This window comes from Pseudomonas sp. SWRI18, from assembly GCF_014268345.1.
In the GTDB taxonomy this organism is placed as follows: Bacteria; Pseudomonadota; Gammaproteobacteria; order Pseudomonadales; family Pseudomonadaceae; genus Aquipseudomonas; species Aquipseudomonas cedrina.
The window spans coordinates 12,573-28,803 of sequence record NZ_JACCQQ010000038.1; the positions used below are offsets into that span (position 1 = coordinate 12,573).

Here is a 16,231-nt window from a genome sequence, read left to right on the forward strand (position 1 = left end):
CATGGTCGATATTGTCATCCTTTGCGTGTTCGCCTTCGCCGCCGGCCTGATCGATGCGGCGGTGGGCGGCGGCGGACTGATCCAGATTCCCGCGCTATTCAACGTGCTACCCACCGCTCAACCGGCGGCGCTGCTGGGGACCAATAAGGTCGCGGCCGCCTGCGGCACCGCGTTCGCGGCCCGGTCCTTCGTGCGCAAGGTGGTGATCGATTGGGGCCTTGTGATCCCTGCCGCCTGCGCGGCCTTTGTCATGGCCTTCTTCGGAGCCGCCACGGTGTCGTTCGTACCCCAGTCGATGATCCGGCCGGCGGTGCTGGTGTTGATTGTTCTGATGGCGATCTACACCTTCTGGAAAAAAGATTTCGGCGCCCTGCATAAACCCATGCACATCGGTACCCAGGAAAAACTGCTGGCGATCGTCATCGGCGGCGCTATCGGTTTCTACGATGGTCTGTTCGGTCCCGGCACTGGCAGCTTCCTGATCTTCCTGTTTATTCGCTGCTTCGCCTTCGACTTTCTTCATGCCTCGGCATCGGCCAAGCTGGTGAACATCGCGACCAACGTAGCGGCACTGATATTTTTCATTCCGACGGGTAACGTGCTCTACCTGATCGCAATCCCCATGGCGGCATTCAACATCCTGGGCGCGCTCACGGGCACCTGGCTGGCGGTTCATAAAGGCGTGCCCTTTGTCCGGGCTCTATTCCTGGTATTACTGGTGATTCTGATCAGCAAACTGTCCTACGACCTGTTCCTGTAAACCCGAGGAAAACTCCATGCATCCCATGTTCGATCGCCTCGTGGCGCTGCTCGATGCCCGCTCAGCCTCCTACCGGGTGTTGATGCACAATGCCGAGGGCCAGTCGGCGCGCGTCGCCGAAATCCGTGGCACCGAGCCCGGCCAAGGCGCGAAGGCCATGCTTTGCTCCCTCAAGGGTAAGGCCGGACCCTATGCACTGGTGATACTGCCGGGCGACCAGAAGCTGGACATGAAGAAAGTCGGAGCGGCCCTGGGTGGGAAAAAAGCCGAACTGGTGAAGGCCGAAACCGCCATGGAACTGACCGGGTGCCGGATCGGCGCCATCCCTCCTTTTGTTTTCGATGAGCGAATTCAATTGATCGTCGATCCGGGATTGACCACAGGCTACGCCGAAATAGCCTTCAACGCGGGTCGGCTGGATGCGTCGATGGTGCTCGATACGCAGGATTATCTGGCGATTGCCAGGCCTCGATTGCTGGATATCAGCCAGGTTTGAGCAGACGTTTTGAGCTGGAGCAGGCAGCCAAGGACATTTCCATCACCGCCGAAGTCGGATGGACAGCGCATGGCAGGCATCTACTGTCGTCGCGTCATGCTCGGCCAGTAGGCCTGGGGTTCTCGCTGGTGTGGTGGAAGACGGGATCAAGCAACGGGGCAGCAGCTCGCCGCGACAATGCGCGGCGGCAGAGTTTCATGGAAGGCCGGATGGCGGCATGGGCCATCAGTGAGATGGCTTTCCATCCTTTGCGAGCAGTTCTCTTGCCGTCTCCATTGCCTGCTCACGTGACGCAGCAAGCAGTAAAGGGTAGCCCCAGAACTTGGCAAACACGACCGCAAATGCTTTGAACCCAAGACGTTTTGCCGAGTTAGGTTCAATCATGATCATTGCCAGAACCAGCTTTCGCAATTCAACCTTGTGCTTTTTCATCCAGAGCGCGGTACGTTTCTTTTCTCCCGGCGAGTGCTCATGGTCATCGGCAGGGGCGGTGTCGGTCAAGAGTACGAAGGGCTCCCCGCGCTGCAAATTGGCCTCGAGTTCAGCGAAATCCTTTTCGTGATCGTGTCCCGGTTCTTGCGCAAGGTTCATCCAGACAAAAGGGAAGTCCGAACTATTAATCAGCATGGCCGGCTCCTGTGTTTTTGATGTGACGCCAGGTGGCCGCAATCGCGAACACGCCGGGCAGCGTGATGAAGAACACGGCCGAGAAAGCAATGTGCCAACCGTCGCGCAAACCATCGGAGATTCCCCCGAGGGTATTCAGGGCGAGAAGCAGGCTGCCGAGAACCAGCACGAACCACTGAGCCTTACGGGTTCCTATCAGTGCGAGAAGCACCGTTACGATCCAGGAACCATAGAATGCGGAAAACATCCACAGCACATCGGGCTCAAACGTGATCGCAGGTGTCGCTCCGTGCGCTCTCACAAAGTCATTTACATAGAAAAATAACTGGAAGGTGACAAAAAGTACGGCACCAGCGGCTGTCGTCAACCAAAACAAGGCCACTTTGTTTGGGTTGTTCACGGCAGGGTCTTGGGCAAGGTGTAGCGTAGGCTGAAGGGGCATAGGAGCTTTCTCGATAATCAATGGGTGTTGTATGTTTGGGGATTTCTAGCGGGTGAAGCGTTCGCCTGCGGGAATCAATATCTATAGTCCAGCGTCACCATCAAGTTGCGTGGCGCGCCATAACCTACGGTGTCAAAATCGCCCTTTTGCAACGCATACTTCTTGTCGAGCACATTGTTGACGTTGACTGCCGCAGTAATCTGCTTCGTGACGGCGTAGCGCCCCAACAGTGATACCAGCGCATAAGAACCTTGTTCCCCACCCAGCGAACTGGTGCCTGTGTTGGGCGCCTGGTAGAAGCGGCTTTGCCATTTGACGCCTCCGCCCAGCGTCAACTTGCTCCAGTCTCCGGGCAACTGGTAGGTGCTGGAAAGCTGGGCAGTGGTACGCGGTATTTGCGAATTCAAGCGGACGCCATCGCCATCTTGTGCCGTGAAATGGGCGATGCCTGAATAGATGTTCCAGCCACGCGCCAGCTCGCCCTGCGAGTCCAACTCGATCCCGCGCGACTTCGTCCCATCCGAGCCCGTATAGGCTTGGGCACCACTTGGCGTACGGGTTCCTGCGACCATCTGTGCAGCGTTGTCCAACTCGGTCTGGAACAAGGCCACCGACGCATTCAGACGCCCGTCCATGTAAGCGCCTTTGAGGCCGATTTCCTTGGTTTTTCCCTTTGTCGGCGTGAGCACGTTGCCCTTGCTGTCGCGATAGTCGGTTTGCGGATTGAATATGCCCGTGTAGCTCACGTAGGCCGAATAGGTCTTGTCGATGTCGTAGATCAAGCCGGCATACGGGGTGAATTCACTGCTCTTCTTGTAGTGCAACGACGAGGCGCCGACGGCGTCGTCGATTTCGTAGTTGCTGAAGCGGCCGCCGACAATGAGTTTCAGAGGATCGGCCAGCGAGAACCGGGCTGCGCTATAGACACCGCTCTGTTTGATCAGGGTGCGGGTCGGTATCGAAGCCAAGGCATCGAAGTTGGGCCGGGGAAAGGCTGGGCTCAATGCATAGACGTTGACCGGCGTAAAGCCTGCATAGAACGGAGCGATAGCTTCCTGGCTGGAGGTGCGGCGCGAACTCGTCGCCCCCACCACCAAGTCATGCTGGCGGCCGAGCAGTTCGAAGGGGCCGCTCGCCATCACGTCGAAGGTGTTTTGACGACTGCTACCTTCGGACGCCAGTGCCACCGGAAGAGCCCCGTTGGGAAAGGAGCCCAGTCCCGTGGCGCGATCGGGGCGGCCGACCAGGCCGAGCAGTTCGGCATCGAATTCCGTGCGGTATTGATTAGCGACGGCCCGGAGATTCCAGCCGTTGTCAAAGCGGTGCTCGATCTCGGCAAACGCCGTCTTGAGGGTGTTGTCCCAATGGCTCCATTTCTGCGCGTAGTTCTTGGAGCGTGAATACTCCGCCTGCGTGCCGTCGCTGAACCATAGCGGCATGCCTCCCCAGGTGGAGCCCTTCGGCGTGCTGTCCTGGTAGTCATAGCCCAGGCTTACCGTCGTGTCTGGTGTCAGATCTGCCTCGATGATGCCGTAGAACCCCTTCCTCTGCGGTTTGTAGCCATCAAGGTACGAGTTTCCTTCCTGGGACGTCCCGACCATGCGGGCGCGGATACGGCCATCCTCGGTCAACGGAGTCGATACGTCGGCCATTTCCCGGTGGGTATCCCAGCTCCCCGCACCAAGCGATGCGGACGCCGAGAATTCACGGGTCGGCCGTTTGCGCACCAGATTAATGGCGGCCGAGGGATTGCCGGTGCCGGTCAGCAAGCCGGAGGCACCGCGCACGACCTCGACGCGATCGTAGAACGCGGTATCGAGGGAGCCGATGCCGCTTCCGTTGACAATGTCGCCGACGACGGTGGGTATGCCGTCGTACTGAACGTTGTTGATCAAGAAACCACGCGAATAGAAACTCGTCCGTTCGCTGTCGGATTGGTACGACGACACGCCCGTGGTGTTGTCCAGCACGTCCTGCACCGAATTCAATTGCTGGTCGTCCATGCGCTGGCGGGTGATCACCGTCACCGACTGCGGTGTTTCCCGCAGCGAAAGCGGCAGATGCGTCGCCGCCGACGTCTGGCCTGTGGTGTAGGAGCCAGTACCTTCGGTGGTCGCCGTATCCATGGGGCCCGTTACGGTAATGGCTGGCAAGGCTATCTCTTCTTGAGGCTTTCCACCGACCTTGGTTTGAATCTGCCCAGGCTCGGCGGCGAATGCGCCCTGTGCGCTAATAAGAATTGCCGCCGCAACTGCCGAGCCCAGCACGGCGCGGGGCGCGTTCCTGACTACACCCTTATATGACCCATCCAGATGAGGATAACCAGCGGGGTCTGCACGCAAATCAATTGGCCAACAGGACTTCCCAGCAGTTGCGATGATGAACATCAACAATACTCATTTGTATTCAGATGTTGCATTTAACAACACACACAGAAGGGAGTGATGGCGAAACCAGGCCAGATTGTTATTCAGTCAGGCCAAAGTGACGTCGTATTGGCGCACTGATGGTTTCGTTGAAGACTTGGTGTTGCTTGAACACCTGCAGTCGCAGGCATCCGAGGAGGGCTCTGCTCTCGAGAGCAGTCAGGCTTCACCATCAGCACGAGGTTGCGAAATATCAGCGACTCCGCAAGGAACGACAACGGGCGTTGGAGGACGGTCGATGACCCAGAGCCAAGATCAGCCTGATGCGTCAGGGTGGGATTTCATTGGTGAGCATGATGCGTGGCACTGAAGCAAGCTCTGCGCCGCTGATGCGATCCGAGAGGTATCGTGCCGGAGGCTTGCCCACTGCCTTGCGGAACATGGTTACGAAACCGCTGGCGTTTTCGTATCCCAGCTCCAATGCCACCGTTTGCACGCTTTCACCCTTGGTCAAACGTTGCAGCGCAAGGATCACATGCAGTTGCCGACGCCAGCGCCCGAAGCTCATTCCAATTTCATGCAGCAAAAGACGGCTCATGCTCCGCTCGCTCATGCCAATTCGAATAGCCCAACCGGCCTTCGAGGTTTTGTCCGAGGGGGCGGCCAGCATCATTTCCACGAGGCGGCGCAGTCGAGGATCGCGTGGCATGGGCAGATGCAAGTCTTCCACCGGTGCCGCCACCAGCTCATCGAGCAATGCAGCAATCAACCGGTCTTCCCTTCCCCCCTGCGCGTATAACTCAGGAAAACCGGCCACCTTCAGTAGCAACTCGCGTAGCAAGGGCGATACCGAAATCGTGCAACAGGTTTTCGGAAGGTCAGGGGCGGCGTCTGGCTCGACGAACAGGCAATAACATTCCGTTTCGCCCGCCCCCCGCGCCGCGTGCGGCAAGTCTCCCGGTATCCATATGGCGCACTGCGGCGGCACGATCCAGACACCGTCGTCGATTTCACAGTTGAGGATTCCGCGTACGGAGTAGATCAGCTGCGCTTTGCGGTGCCGATGCCTCGCATTTTCCCAGTCCTTTGTTACCCATGTGGCACTCAAGGCCACAACAGGTCGCGAGATGCTGTCGACGTCCCAAGGCACAATCAGATCGGTAATCGCAATGCTAGACATGTTGTCTTGTAGAGCCTGGGATGAGAGAAGAGGCTTTGGCCTAATCGAAGAATACTATGATCAACTTGCTCAATGGCGTCTAGCCGCTCCTTACGATCGGGGCCTCAAATAGGCGTAGGCCGTTAAACCTGAACGCGGCGCATACGAAGCCCTCAGCGCAATCCCTTCGCCTCAAACAGCTCAACGAGCCATTCAACGAATACCCTCACGCGGGTACTCAAATGGCGGTTGGGTGAATAGACGATGTAGATCGGATTCGGCTCCAGCGACCAGTCCTCCAGCAGTTGAACCAACGCGCCGGACTGGAAGTGGGGTTCGGCCATGAACTGCAGCGTTTGCAAGACACCCATGCCGGCCAGCGCAGCCGCGAGCAGCGCATTGGAGTCGTTTACCGAGACGAAGTAAGGCGCATCGACCGTGATGCGCTCATTGCCTCTGACAAACTCCACCGGCAGCCGCTGATTAGTCCCCGCAAAAAAGTAGCGCACCATCTGGTGGCCAACACCCAAATCGCTGGGCTGCAGCGGCGTGCCATGGGCAGCGAGGTACTGCGGCGCGGCGCACGTGACAAACTTGAGACTGCCCAGGCGCCTTGCGATCAACGATGGGTCTTTCAACGTACCGCCGCGAATCACGCAATCCACTCGGTCGCCCAATAGGTCGACGGGCCTGTCGCTCACGCCAATGTCAAGTTGCAGCTCGGGGTAGCGCTTCTGGAATGCCGGCAGCGCAGGCAACACCAGCATCGTCGCCATGGTAGAGCCCATGTCTACGCGTAATCGGCCGTGGGGACGCACCTGGGCGCTGGCCAAATCCGACTCGGCTTCCAGCCATTGATCGACCACCCGCACCATGCGCTCGTAATAAGCGGTTCCATCATGGGTGAGCGAAATGCGTCGCGTGGTGCGGTTCAGCAACTTTACCCGCAGGTGATTTTCCAGCGTCTGGATGTGCCGGGTGACGGTGTTGCGTGGCAGGTTCATCGTCTGCGCCGCCTTGACGAAGCTGCCCGCTTCTACAACCTGAATAAACGCTTTGACTGCGCTGAAATAGTCCACGTTATGACACATCCATCAAATGGGGGGCTGCGGCAATTATCCCGCACACAGGAACAGTGGTGTCTTTTTTAGCTGGTTTATCCCGCATCCGCTATCTCTTAAATTGATCTCACCGAAACGAAGCCATCCATTCCGGCTGGCTCTAAGTGGAGATCACACACATGGCTCAGCAACTGCAAGGCAAGGTAGCACTGGTAACCGGCGGTTCTCGTGGCATTGGTGCCGCCATCGCAAAACGTTTGGCCGCTGACGGCGCTCATGTCGCGTTCAGCTATGCAAAATCGCTTGAACAGGCGCAAGCGGTAGCTGCCGACATCGAGCGTCACGGTGTGCAGGCGCTGGCCGTCCAGGCCGATCAAGGCGATACCGCGCAAGTGACTGCACTGGTCAAACGGGTTCATCAACACTTCGGTCGCCTGGACATTCTGATCAACAGCGCCGGCGTGTTTGTCACGGGCCACGTCGCTGACCCTGATGCCGACATCGCAGCGTTCGACCGCCAGCAAGCTGTGAACGTCGGCGGTGTGGTGAGCGCTGTACGGGCGGCGGTCAGCTTGATGAATGACGGCGGACGCATTATTTCCGTGGGCACGACCGGCGCCGACCACGTGCCGTTCCCGGGTGCTGCCGACTATGTGGCGACCAAAGCCGCAGTGGCGGCTTACAGCCGCGGCTGGGCCCGCGACCTGGGGCCTCGCAACATTACCGTGAATGTCATCCAGCCGGGGGCGATCAATACCGAGATGAACCCTGAGAACGCCGATCACGCGCCATTCCTTGCAGGCCAGACCGCGCTCGGACGTTACGGTCAGCCGCAAGACATCGCCGCTGCCGTGTCCTTCCTGGCAGGCCCCGAGGCTTCCTACATCACGGGCGCCACCCTCAACGTCGATGGCGGCCAGAGCGCCTGACAGACCCCAAGCGCATCGATCCGATTGGCAGTGCCGATATCCCTCCGCGTGGCACTGCTTACCTTCGAAAGGTCGATTTTAGGCTTTTAAAATTTCCAATTACGAGACCGTCATGAATCAACGCATCCGGATTTACCAGCAAGGAACACCCGACGTTCTGAATCACGAAACGTTCGAACTGGAGCCACCTTCCCATGGGCAGGTGCTGATACGCCACGAAGCAATCGGGGTCAATTTCGTCGATACGATGTTCAGGGATGGCACGTTCAAGGTTGCGCTGCCATTCGGCATGGGCGTCGAGGCGGCGGGCATTGTCGAGGCCATCGGCGATGGCGTGAAGCACCTGAAGGTGGGTGATCGCGTCGCCTACTTCTTCGCGTTCGGCGCCTACGCGGATCGTCGGGTGATCGATGCCAGCGTACTGATCAAACTGCCTGACGACATCTCCACTGAGCAGGCTGCCGGACTGCTGTCGAAAGGGCTGACGGCTTGGGCGTTGGTCAGGCAGGTTCATGCGGTTCAGGCCGGAGAAACCGTCGTGGTGCATGGCGCATCCGGCGGCGTCGGGAGCTTGCTTGTGCGTTGGGTAAAATCGCTGGGCGCCACCGTCATCGCGACAGTCGGTTCAGCGAGCAAGGCGGCCATTGTCCAGGGCTGGGGGCTCGATCACGTGTTGCGTGCGGACGAGCCCGAGCTGGCTAAACGAATCAAAGCCAAAAACGACGGTTTTGGCGTCGACGTGGTGTACGACCTGGTCGGTCGGGACACGCTGGATGCTTCGATCAACGTGCTGCGCGACGGTGGCGATCTCATTCACGTTGGCAACGCTTCGGGCGGGGTCACGGCAGACACTGCCTTGCTGGCGGCTCGCGGCATTCGGTATGTCCAGCCTTCAACGCCGCAGTATGTCAATGCGAACAATCAGGACAGGGCGGCGTCGGAGTTGTTCGAGCGTTTCCGCGAGGGGGCGCTGGGCTCCGTGGAACTCTCCCGTTATCGACTGGAAGACGCCTCGCTGGCCCATCAGGCCATCGCGACGCGCAAGCATATCGGCTCGATTTTGCTGATTCCCTGAGACTGGGCAACCGCCTTTCATGGCAATCCCGGCTTCTTGCGCTGGCGCCTCTGCGGCACACCAGGGTGTTTATGATGAACACGCTGTTTGCAGACGAAAAAAAGCCCGCTCAATGAGCGGGCTTCCTGTGGTACCTGGCGTTCAGCGTTCCAGGTAACCGAATATGGCGCAGCGGACGGGACTCGAACCCGCGACCCCCGGCGTGACAGGCCGGTATTCTAACCGACTGAACTACCGCTGCGCGTAACACATCAAGCGAATGGTGGGTGATGACGGGATCGAACCGCCGACCCTCTGCTTGTAAGGCAGATGCTCTCCCAGCTGAGCTAATCACCCTTCACTTTCGGTGTGGGCCGCATCATACAGCAATAATCCGCAATGTCTTGATTTAAATGCAGTTTATTTCAAATATTTTCTCGATCCGGACCCAGCCCCTGGAAAACCGGGTTTGGCTCATGCAAATGCGAGTCTATTGCGTTTAACCCGCGCTTGGCCGCACAATTAAAAACTATTCTCAATAACGCCTGAGCCACGCTTATGTCTGTGGGTGAACCGCCATTCCAAAGGGAAATTGCCCAGCTCTACAGCGAGCATCACGGGTGGCTGCTCACCTGGCTGCGGCGCAAGCTGGGCTGCCGACAGAACGCAGCGGACCTGGCGCAGGATACGTTTGCACGCATCCTGAACGCGCGCGAAGCCGTCGCCGGTATCCGCGAACCTCGGGCTTACTTGAGCACCACCGCCAGGCGCCTGCTCATCGATCAGGCGCGGCGCAGGCAGATTGAACAGGCTTACCTGCAGGAACTGGCGCTCACCGTGGACGCGCTCGAAGGGTTCCAGTCCCCGGAACAGATCCACACTACCCTCGAAGCCCTCGAACAGATCGCGTTTATCCTGGAAGGCCTGCACGAATACTCGCGCCAGGCGTTCGTGCTGTATTACCTTGAAGAAATGACCCAGCAGCAAATCGCCCGGCAGCTCAAGTTGTCGGAGCGCACCGTGCGCAAATACCTGATCCAGGCGCTCGTGCATTGCGGCCACAGTATGGACACTTGATCAAGCATGTCGCACGCCCCTCATCAAATCGAAGAGCAAGCCGCCGAATGGTTGCTGCGCCTGCACGAGGGCGAACTGAACGAGGCCCAGCGCCTGGCGTTTGAGAGCTGGAAACAACAAGGCCCGCATCACGCCGCGGCGGCCGCACGGATGGAAGCCGTCATTTTCCGCATGCAGGCCCTGCGCGGCAAGAAAGCACCGGCGCGGGCGGCGTTGAGCGCAGCGTTTACCCAGCCCGACAAGCGTCGCCGCAAAAACGTCGTTCGCGCGCTGGCGTTGGCGTGCAGCCTGGCGATTCCAGCGGCGGCCTTGCTGGTCAGCCCTTACCCGCAGCAGTGGATGGCCGATGTGCGCAACGGGCCTGGCCAATGGCAAACCTTACAACTGGCGGACGGTTCTGTGTTGGCCTTCAACGGCATCAGTTCGGCAAATCTGTACTTCGATGACAAACAGCGCCGCATTGAACTGTTGCAAGGTGAAATACGGGTGGAGGTCGCCCATGACCGCATGCGGCCGTTTGTCGTGCAAACGCCTCAAGGCACGCTGCGTGCGCTGGGCACGCGGTTCGTGGTCAAGCGCGAGGGGGATGTCACTGTGCTGAGCATGCTGGAGTCGCGCGTGGCCGCGCAAAGCGCCGACGGGCAGCAGACCCTGGAAGTCGATGCCGGCTCGCAGGCCATGATGCGCGCGAACAACGTGCGCCTGGCCGGCACTATTGACCCTTCGAGCATCGATCAAGCCTGGCGCCGCCACCAGTTGGTGGTGGAAAACCGGCCTTTGCCCGAGGTGCTGGATGAAATTGCCCGGCATCGCGCCGGCCGCGTGCAATTTGATCGCCGCGCCCTGCAAGGCCTGCGCGTGTCTGCCGTGATTCCGCTCGATAATAGCGAGCATGCCTTGCAACTACTGGCGCAAACATTGCCGATCCAAGTACAGACCTTTACCCCCTGGTTAATCGTGGTGAGTCCTGAAACCCCCTCCAATAAAACAACGCCCAATAAATAATTATTCGCATTTGCTTCCGGTTTTTTCGAGGCTGCCCGTCAAGGAAGGTAATTCGACACGTAAAGGACTGCCTTCACCATGCACACCCCTTCCTACCCGCGCGGACGCTTTCGCCTACTTAAAAGCGCGCCACTGTCCCTGGCCATATTCACCGCCACCAGCCTGAACGTCAGCCTGGCCTGGGCGGATACCGTCAGCGTCGCCGCCCAGACCTACGACATCCCGGCCGGGCCACTGGGCAATTCGCTCAACCGCTTTGCGCAGCAGGCGGGTGTGGCGATCGTGTTCCAGTCCCGCGAACTGGAAGGCCTCGACAGCCCAGGCCTGAAAGGTCATTACGCGCTGCAGGACGGTTTCGACAGGCTGCTGCAAGGCAGCGGCTACCGTGCGGTAAAAGGCGACCAGGTTTATGCACTGCAGCCCGTCCCCATTGCGGGCAACGGCACCATGGAACTGAGCCCGACCGCCGTCACCGCCAACCAATTGGGCAACGTCACCGAAGACACTGGTTCCTACACGCCCGGCACGATCGCCACGTCCACGCGCCTGGTGTTGACGCCCAAGCAAACCCCGCAGTCGGTGAGCGTGGTCACCCGCCAGCACATGGATGACTTCGGCCTGAACAACGTCGACGACGTGATGCGCCATACCCCGGGCATCACCGTTTCAGCCTTCGACACCGAGCGTACCAACTACTACGCCCGCGGCTTTTCCATCAACAACTTCCAGTACGACGGTATCCCCTCCACGGCGCGCAACGTTGCCTATTCGGCGGGCAATACCCTGAGCGACATGGCGATCTACGACCGTGTCGAAGTGCTCAAGGGTGCCACCGGCTTGCTCACCGGTGCCGGCTCGTTGGGTGCGACGATCAACCTGGTGCGCAAGAAACCTACCGCCGACTTCCAGGGGCACGCAACCCTCGGCGCCGGCTCCTGGGACAACTACCGCAGCGAGCTGGATGTCAGCGGCCCGATGACCGAAAGCGGCAACGTGCGTGGCCGGGCCGTAGCGGCCTACCAGGACAAGCATTCGTTCATGGACCACTACTCGCGCCAGAGCCCGACGTACTACGGCATCATGGAGTTCGACCTGTCCCCCGACACGCTGCTCACCGTCGGCGGCGATTACCAGGACACCCTGCCCAAAGGCTCTTCATGGTCGGGCAGTTTCCCGCTGATCAATTCCAACGGCGACCGCAACAGCGTCAAGCGCTCGTTCAATAACGCTGCTGATTGGAGCAGCTGGGAGCAATACACCCGTACCGTATTCGCCATGCTCGAACACGACCTGGGTAACGGCTGGGTGACCAAGCTGCAACTGGATCACAAGATCAACGGCTACCACGCCCTGATGGGCTCGATCCAGGGCGACCAGCCACAGCCGGACGGCACCGCGCAGCTCACCTCGGGCAAGTACACCGGCGAAACCGTCAGTGACTCCGCCGACCTGTATGTGAGCGGCCCGTTCAACCTGGGCGGCCGCGAACACGAGCTGGTGCTGGGCGGCTCCATCAGCGCCTCGGAGTGGAAAGGCAAAGGCTACTGGAACCTCGCCCCCAATATCGTCGACTTCAACAACTGGCACGGCCACGCCGCAATCCCGGACTGGGGCCGCGCGCAATCGCTGACCGATGACACCGTGCGCCAGACCGGCGCCTATGTGACCACCCGCCTGAATCTCGCCGACGAGCTCAAGCTGCTATTGGGCGGGCGCGTGGTCAACTACCAGGTCACGGGCTATAACCCCAATTACCGCGAGTCCGGACGATTCGTGCCGTACATCGGCGCCGTGTACGACTTGAACGACACGTACGCGGTCTATGCCAGCTACACCGATATCTTCATGCCGCAGGAAAACTACAACCGCGACCGCGACAATAAGCTGCTTGAGCCGGATGAAGGCCAGAACTGGGAGCTGGGGCTGAAAGCCGACTTCCTCGACGGTCGCGTGAACGCCAGCGCGGCCTACTTTGAAATCCACGAGTCCAACCGCGCCCTCTCGGATGACGAGTACAACAACCAGAAGCCAACCCCGAACAACTACGCCTACAAGAGCAGCAAGGCCGTCACCAAAGGTTATGAGCTGGAGATGTCCGGCGAGATCGCCCCCGGCTGGCAGCTCCAGGCCGGCTACACCCACAAGGTCGTGCGCGACGACAAGGACGTGAAGATCTCCACCTTCGAGCCTGAAGACCAGGTCAAGCTGTTCACCACTTACAAACTCAAGGGCAACCTGGACAAGCTGACCGTCGGCGGTGGCGTGCGCTGGCAGAGCGTGGGCTGGCAGGACATCTACAACACTCCGCACCAGCAGTACGAAGAATTTTCCCAGGACGCTTATTGGCTGGTGGACCTGATGACCAAGTATCAGGTCACTAAAAACCTGTCGGCGACGCTGAACGTCAACAACCTGTTCGACAAGCACTACTACACCAACATCGGCTTCTATAACTCCGCCGCTTACGGTGAGCCACGCAACTTCATGGTCACCACTCGCTGGAACTTCTAGAAGCCTGAATGGACAACGCCGCCGATCATCGCAAGTGATCGGCGGCGTTGAACCTACTTGTGCGTCAGCCCCAGGCCATGAACCTGAAATACCGGACGGCGGGGCAAGCCCTAATGCCGTTCAGTTAAGCGCAGATCCCCTGTAGGAGCGGCGGTTCGACGCTTCGACTTGCTCGCGAAAGCGGTGGGTCAGCCAACATCAATGTTTGCTGAGCTGACGTATTCGCGAGCAAGCCCGCTCCCACATTTGATCTTCGTTGCTTGAGCATTGCGTTCGCTAAACTGAACGGCATTAGGGCAAGCCCGTTCGCTACGCGTTTGTGGTTATTGCAGCGGGATAAACACATCGGTTTGCCACTGATCCTGCGGTGTCTCGGGATAAGCGCTCAGGTAATGGAAGAACAGAGGATGGTCCCGCAGTTCTTCACCACTGGCAGGGAGCCAATCGCGATAAACCGGGTAGATCGTTTCGCCAATGTGATCCGGTGATCCCGCGTGTCGCACCACAACGCAACGCCCGGCCGGAATGACAAGCTCACGCACGCCGAACGCATTCGCCGCCACGGGCTCGTGAATCTCGCCGCAGATAGCGAAGCGGAATGCATGTGCTGGCGTCGTGTCGGGGTTGCTGTAGGGAATGCCAAAGGTGCGACTCGACGCCACCGGCGACTGCCCGCTGCGCATACGCCATTCGATGAACGCGCGCACGCTCTCATTGACCAGTCCCGGCGGCCCGCAGTGCTCAAGCGCTGCGACTGTGACTGCCGGGAAATCCACAATGTGTAGTTGCATGATGATCGTCCTGGAAAAGTGAGGGATTGCGAAGACCGCATGCCAGACCTGCCAGTCGGGTCTCTTTCTGAACGCACTCGGCGTCATACCGAACGCCCGCCTGAACGCCCTGCAAAATGCCTCCGGGCTGTCAAAAGCGGCACCAAGTGCGGCGTCCAGCACCGAGTGATCCGCCAGTTCAGCCAGGCGATGGGCCGCGCGTCGCAGGCGCATCAACTGCACATAACGGGAAACCGGCACGCCAACGAACGCGGTGAACTGGCGATGAAAGTGAAACGCCGAAAAATTCGCCACCTGGCTCAACGCCCGCACCGATAGGTCACCTTCGAGATGGGCATCAATGTAGGCGAGCACGGCGTTGAAGCGTTGGGTGTAAGCGAGATGGGTCTGCGTGTCAGTCACTGGAGAAGCTCCTGGAAATACGGTCGCCACTAGAATCGACGATAACGGCGTTAATACGCCTAGCCGCGCTTGCTGAGTTAACGCACGCAGGAGCTATTGTATTAATCCGCGTCGTGGACGGAGATGGACCCAGTAAGATCCTGCAGACGAAAAAAAGCCCGCTCAATGAGCGGGCTTCCTGTGGTACCTGGCGTTCAGCGTTCCAGGTAACCGAATATGGCGCAGCGGACGGGACTCGAACCCGCGACCCCCGGCGTGACAGGCCGGTATTCTAACCGACTGAACTACCGCTGCGCGTAACACTTGAAGCGAATGGTGGGTGATGACGGGATCGAACCGCCGACCCTCTGCTTGTAAGGCAGATGCTCTCCCAGCTGAGCTAATCACCCTTCGTTTCGGTGTGGCGCGCATTCTACGGAGCGACCCTGGGTCTGGCAAGCACTTTCTTAAATCTTTTTTTTGATAGCTTCCAATGGCTTAGGCAGGGTTGGCCTGGGACGTTATCAAGAGAATAATGCCCCCTTTGTATAAAGGAGAGACTCACCCCATGTGGTTCAAGAACCTGCTTATCTATCGCCTGACCCAAGATCTGCCTGTTGATGCCGAGGCGTTGGAAGCGGCCATGACCACCAAACTGGCGCGCCCGTGTGCAAGCCAGGAACTGACCACTTACGGTTTCGTTGCGCCTTTTGGTAAAGGTGAAGACGCGCCTCTGGTTCACGTCAGCGGAGATTTCTTGCTGATCGCCGCGCGCAAGGAAGAACGCATCCTGCCGGGCAGCGTCGTACGTGACGCGCTCAAGGAGAAGGTCGAAGAGATCGAGGCCGAGCAAATGCGCAAGGTCTACAAGAAGGAACGCGACCAGATCAAGGATGAAATCATCCAGGCCTTCCTGCCGCGCGCGTTTATCCGTCGCTCGTCGACCTTCGCCGCCATCGCGCCGAAACAGGGCCTGATCCTGGTGAACTCGGCGAGCCCGAAACGCGCCGAAGACCTGCTGTCGACCCTGCGTGAAGTGATCGGCACCCTGCCGGTTCGCCCACTGACGGTGAAAACCGCGCCAACCGCAATCATGACCGACTGGGTCACCACCCAGAAGCCGGCCGATGACTTCTTCGTCCTCGACGAATGCGAGCTGCGCGATACCCACGAAGACGGCGGCATTGTGCGTTGCAAGCGCCAGGACCTGACCGGCGAAGAGATCCAGCTGCACCTGACCACCGGCAAGGTCGTGACCCAACTGTCCCTGGCCTGGCAGGACAAGCTGTCCTTCATGCTCGACGACAAGATGACCGTCAAGCGCCTGAAGTTCGAAGACCTGCTGCAGGACCAGGCGGAACAGGACGGTGGCGAAGAAGCCCTGGGCCAGTTGGATGCAAGCTTTACCCTGATGATGCTGACGTTCGGTGAGTTCCTGCCGGCGTTGGTTGAAGCGCTGGGTGGTGAAGAGACCCCGCAGGGCATCTAAGCCATGTGAAGATCCAAAATGTGGGAGCGGGCTTGCTCGCGAATGCGGTGTATCAGTCAAAGAGGTATTGACTGACACACCGC

General features: G+C 59.2%; 14 protein-coding genes and 4 tRNA genes. 8 read left to right on the top strand and 10 right to left on the bottom strand.

Annotation, left to right across the window (positions count from 1 at the left end):
• The first annotated feature begins 1 nt into the window (after position 1).
• Positions 2–760: a TSUP family transporter gene (locus H0Z09_RS26210; protein ID WP_076954774.1), complete on the top strand. Its 759-nt coding sequence runs from the start codon at positions 2–4 to the stop codon at positions 758–760.
• A 16-nt stretch (positions 761–776) separates the two neighbouring features.
• On the top strand, positions 777–1,256 hold the full coding sequence (locus H0Z09_RS26215) for a YbaK/prolyl-tRNA synthetase associated domain-containing protein (RefSeq protein ID WP_186694636.1): 480 nt from the start codon (positions 777–779) through the stop codon (positions 1,254–1,256).
• 225 nt (positions 1,257–1,481) lie between these two features.
• Here the strand turns inward: H0Z09_RS26215 and H0Z09_RS26220 are convergent, their stop codons facing one another.
• The 5 genes from H0Z09_RS26220 to H0Z09_RS26240 all read right to left on the bottom strand — a co-directional run bounded on the left by H0Z09_RS26220 (position 1,482) and on the right by H0Z09_RS26240 (position 6,929).
• A complete protein-coding gene (locus tag H0Z09_RS26220; RefSeq protein ID WP_186694638.1) occupies positions 1,482–1,883 on the bottom strand; it encodes a hypothetical protein in 402 nt (133 codons plus the stop codon).
• Positions 1,873–2,283, bottom strand: a complete 411-nt coding sequence (locus tag H0Z09_RS26225; RefSeq protein ID WP_346656807.1) for a hypothetical protein — start codon at positions 2,281–2,283, stop codon at positions 1,873–1,875. Before H0Z09_RS26225 ends, H0Z09_RS26220 begins: the two co-directional genes overlap by 11 nt.
• Before the next feature lie 116 nt (positions 2,284–2,399).
• Positions 2,400–4,712 (bottom strand): TonB-dependent siderophore receptor, encoded by a 2,313-nt coding sequence (locus H0Z09_RS26230; RefSeq protein WP_238340306.1) that lies wholly within the window; start codon positions 4,710–4,712, stop codon positions 2,400–2,402.
• A gap of 307 nt (positions 4,713–5,019) precedes the next feature.
• Positions 5,020–5,871 carry a helix-turn-helix transcriptional regulator gene (locus tag H0Z09_RS26235; RefSeq protein WP_186694643.1) on the bottom strand — a complete coding sequence of 284 codons (852 nt, stop codon included), beginning with the start codon at positions 5,869–5,871 and terminating at the stop codon, positions 5,020–5,022.
• Positions 5,872–6,023: 152 nt separating this feature from the next.
• Positions 6,024–6,929: a LysR substrate-binding domain-containing protein gene (locus tag H0Z09_RS26240; protein ID WP_186694645.1), complete on the bottom strand. Its 906-nt coding sequence runs from the start codon at positions 6,927–6,929 to the stop codon at positions 6,024–6,026.
• Between the two features lie 161 nt (positions 6,930–7,090).
• On the opposite strand from H0Z09_RS26240, the gene H0Z09_RS26245 reads away from it, so the two are divergent.
• Together H0Z09_RS26245 and H0Z09_RS26250 are read left to right on the top strand one after the other, a co-directional pair.
• Complete coding sequence (locus tag H0Z09_RS26245) at positions 7,091–7,840, top strand: SDR family oxidoreductase (RefSeq protein WP_186694647.1); 750 nt, start codon at positions 7,091–7,093, stop codon at positions 7,838–7,840.
• 112 nt (positions 7,841–7,952) lie between these two features.
• Positions 7,953–8,915 (top strand): quinone oxidoreductase, encoded by a 963-nt coding sequence (locus H0Z09_RS26250; RefSeq protein WP_186694649.1) that lies wholly within the window; start codon positions 7,953–7,955, stop codon positions 8,913–8,915.
• 164 nt (positions 8,916–9,079) lie between these two features.
• Here H0Z09_RS26250 and H0Z09_RS26255 read toward each other — a convergent pair.
• Positions 9,080–9,156, bottom strand: a tRNA-Asp gene (locus H0Z09_RS26255).
• A gap of 19 nt (positions 9,157–9,175) precedes the next feature.
• Positions 9,176–9,251 (bottom strand) — tRNA-Val (locus H0Z09_RS26260).
• A 201-nt stretch (positions 9,252–9,452) separates the two neighbouring features.
• Between H0Z09_RS26260 and H0Z09_RS26265 the strand changes: the two genes are divergently transcribed.
• The 3 genes from H0Z09_RS26265 to H0Z09_RS26275 all read left to right on the top strand — a co-directional run bounded on the left by H0Z09_RS26265 (position 9,453) and on the right by H0Z09_RS26275 (position 13,487).
• Positions 9,453–9,971 carry a sigma-70 family RNA polymerase sigma factor gene (locus H0Z09_RS26265; protein WP_186694651.1) on the top strand — a complete coding sequence of 173 codons (519 nt, stop codon included), beginning with the start codon at positions 9,453–9,455 and terminating at the stop codon, positions 9,969–9,971.
• Positions 9,972–9,977: 6 nt separating this feature from the next.
• Complete coding sequence (locus H0Z09_RS26270; protein WP_186694653.1) at positions 9,978–10,976, top strand: FecR domain-containing protein; 999 nt, start codon at positions 9,978–9,980, stop codon at positions 10,974–10,976.
• Between the two features lie 78 nt (positions 10,977–11,054).
• Complete coding sequence (locus H0Z09_RS26275) at positions 11,055–13,487, top strand: TonB-dependent siderophore receptor (protein WP_186694655.1); 2,433 nt, start codon at positions 11,055–11,057, stop codon at positions 13,485–13,487.
• A 323-nt stretch (positions 13,488–13,810) separates the two neighbouring features.
• On the opposite strand, the gene H0Z09_RS26280 is transcribed toward H0Z09_RS26275, so the two are convergent.
• From H0Z09_RS26280 to H0Z09_RS26290, 3 genes are all read right to left on the bottom strand, one after another.
• Positions 13,811–14,680: a GyrI-like domain-containing protein gene (locus H0Z09_RS26280; protein ID WP_186694657.1), complete on the bottom strand. Its 870-nt coding sequence runs from the start codon at positions 14,678–14,680 to the stop codon at positions 13,811–13,813.
• A gap of 217 nt (positions 14,681–14,897) precedes the next feature.
• Positions 14,898–14,974, bottom strand: a tRNA-Asp gene (locus H0Z09_RS26285).
• A 19-nt stretch (positions 14,975–14,993) separates the two neighbouring features.
• Positions 14,994–15,069 (bottom strand) — tRNA-Val (locus tag H0Z09_RS26290).
• Positions 15,070–15,227: 158 nt separating this feature from the next.
• Between H0Z09_RS26290 and rdgC the strand changes: the two genes are divergently transcribed.
• A complete protein-coding gene (gene rdgC, locus H0Z09_RS26295) occupies positions 15,228–16,148 on the top strand; it encodes a recombination-associated protein RdgC (RefSeq protein ID WP_186694660.1) in 921 nt (306 codons plus the stop codon).
• Positions 16,149–16,231 lie beyond the last annotated feature (83 nt).

Excerpts from the sequence above, each read along its gene's own strand:
- H0Z09_RS26275 (WP_186694655.1), top strand. The coding sequence starts at position 11,055 with ATGCACACCCCTTCCTACCCGCGCGGACGCTTTCGCCTACTTAAAAGC.
- H0Z09_RS26245 (WP_186694647.1), top strand. The coding sequence starts at position 7,091 with ATGGCTCAGCAACTGCAAGGCAAGGTAGCACTGGTAACCGGCGGTTCT.
- H0Z09_RS26265 (WP_186694651.1), top strand. The coding sequence starts at position 9,453 with ATGTCTGTGGGTGAACCGCCATTCCAAAGGGAAATTGCCCAGCTCTAC.
- H0Z09_RS26210 (WP_076954774.1), top strand. The coding sequence starts at position 2 with ATGGTCGATATTGTCATCCTTTGCGTGTTCGCCTTCGCCGCCGGCCTG.
- H0Z09_RS26230 (WP_238340306.1), bottom strand. The coding sequence starts at position 4,712 with ATGTTCATCATCGCAACTGCTGGGAAGTCCTGTTGGCCAATTGATTTG.
- H0Z09_RS26215 (WP_186694636.1), top strand. The coding sequence starts at position 777 with ATGCATCCCATGTTCGATCGCCTCGTGGCGCTGCTCGATGCCCGCTCA.
- H0Z09_RS26270 (WP_186694653.1), top strand. The coding sequence starts at position 9,978 with ATGTCGCACGCCCCTCATCAAATCGAAGAGCAAGCCGCCGAATGGTTG.
- H0Z09_RS26220 (WP_186694638.1), bottom strand. The coding sequence starts at position 1,883 with ATGCTGATTAATAGTTCGGACTTCCCTTTTGTCTGGATGAACCTTGCG.
- H0Z09_RS26250 (WP_186694649.1), top strand. The coding sequence starts at position 7,953 with ATGAATCAACGCATCCGGATTTACCAGCAAGGAACACCCGACGTTCTG.
- rdgC (WP_186694660.1), top strand. The coding sequence starts at position 15,228 with ATGTGGTTCAAGAACCTGCTTATCTATCGCCTGACCCAAGATCTGCCT.
- H0Z09_RS26235 (WP_186694643.1), bottom strand. The coding sequence starts at position 5,871 with ATGTCTAGCATTGCGATTACCGATCTGATTGTGCCTTGGGACGTCGAC.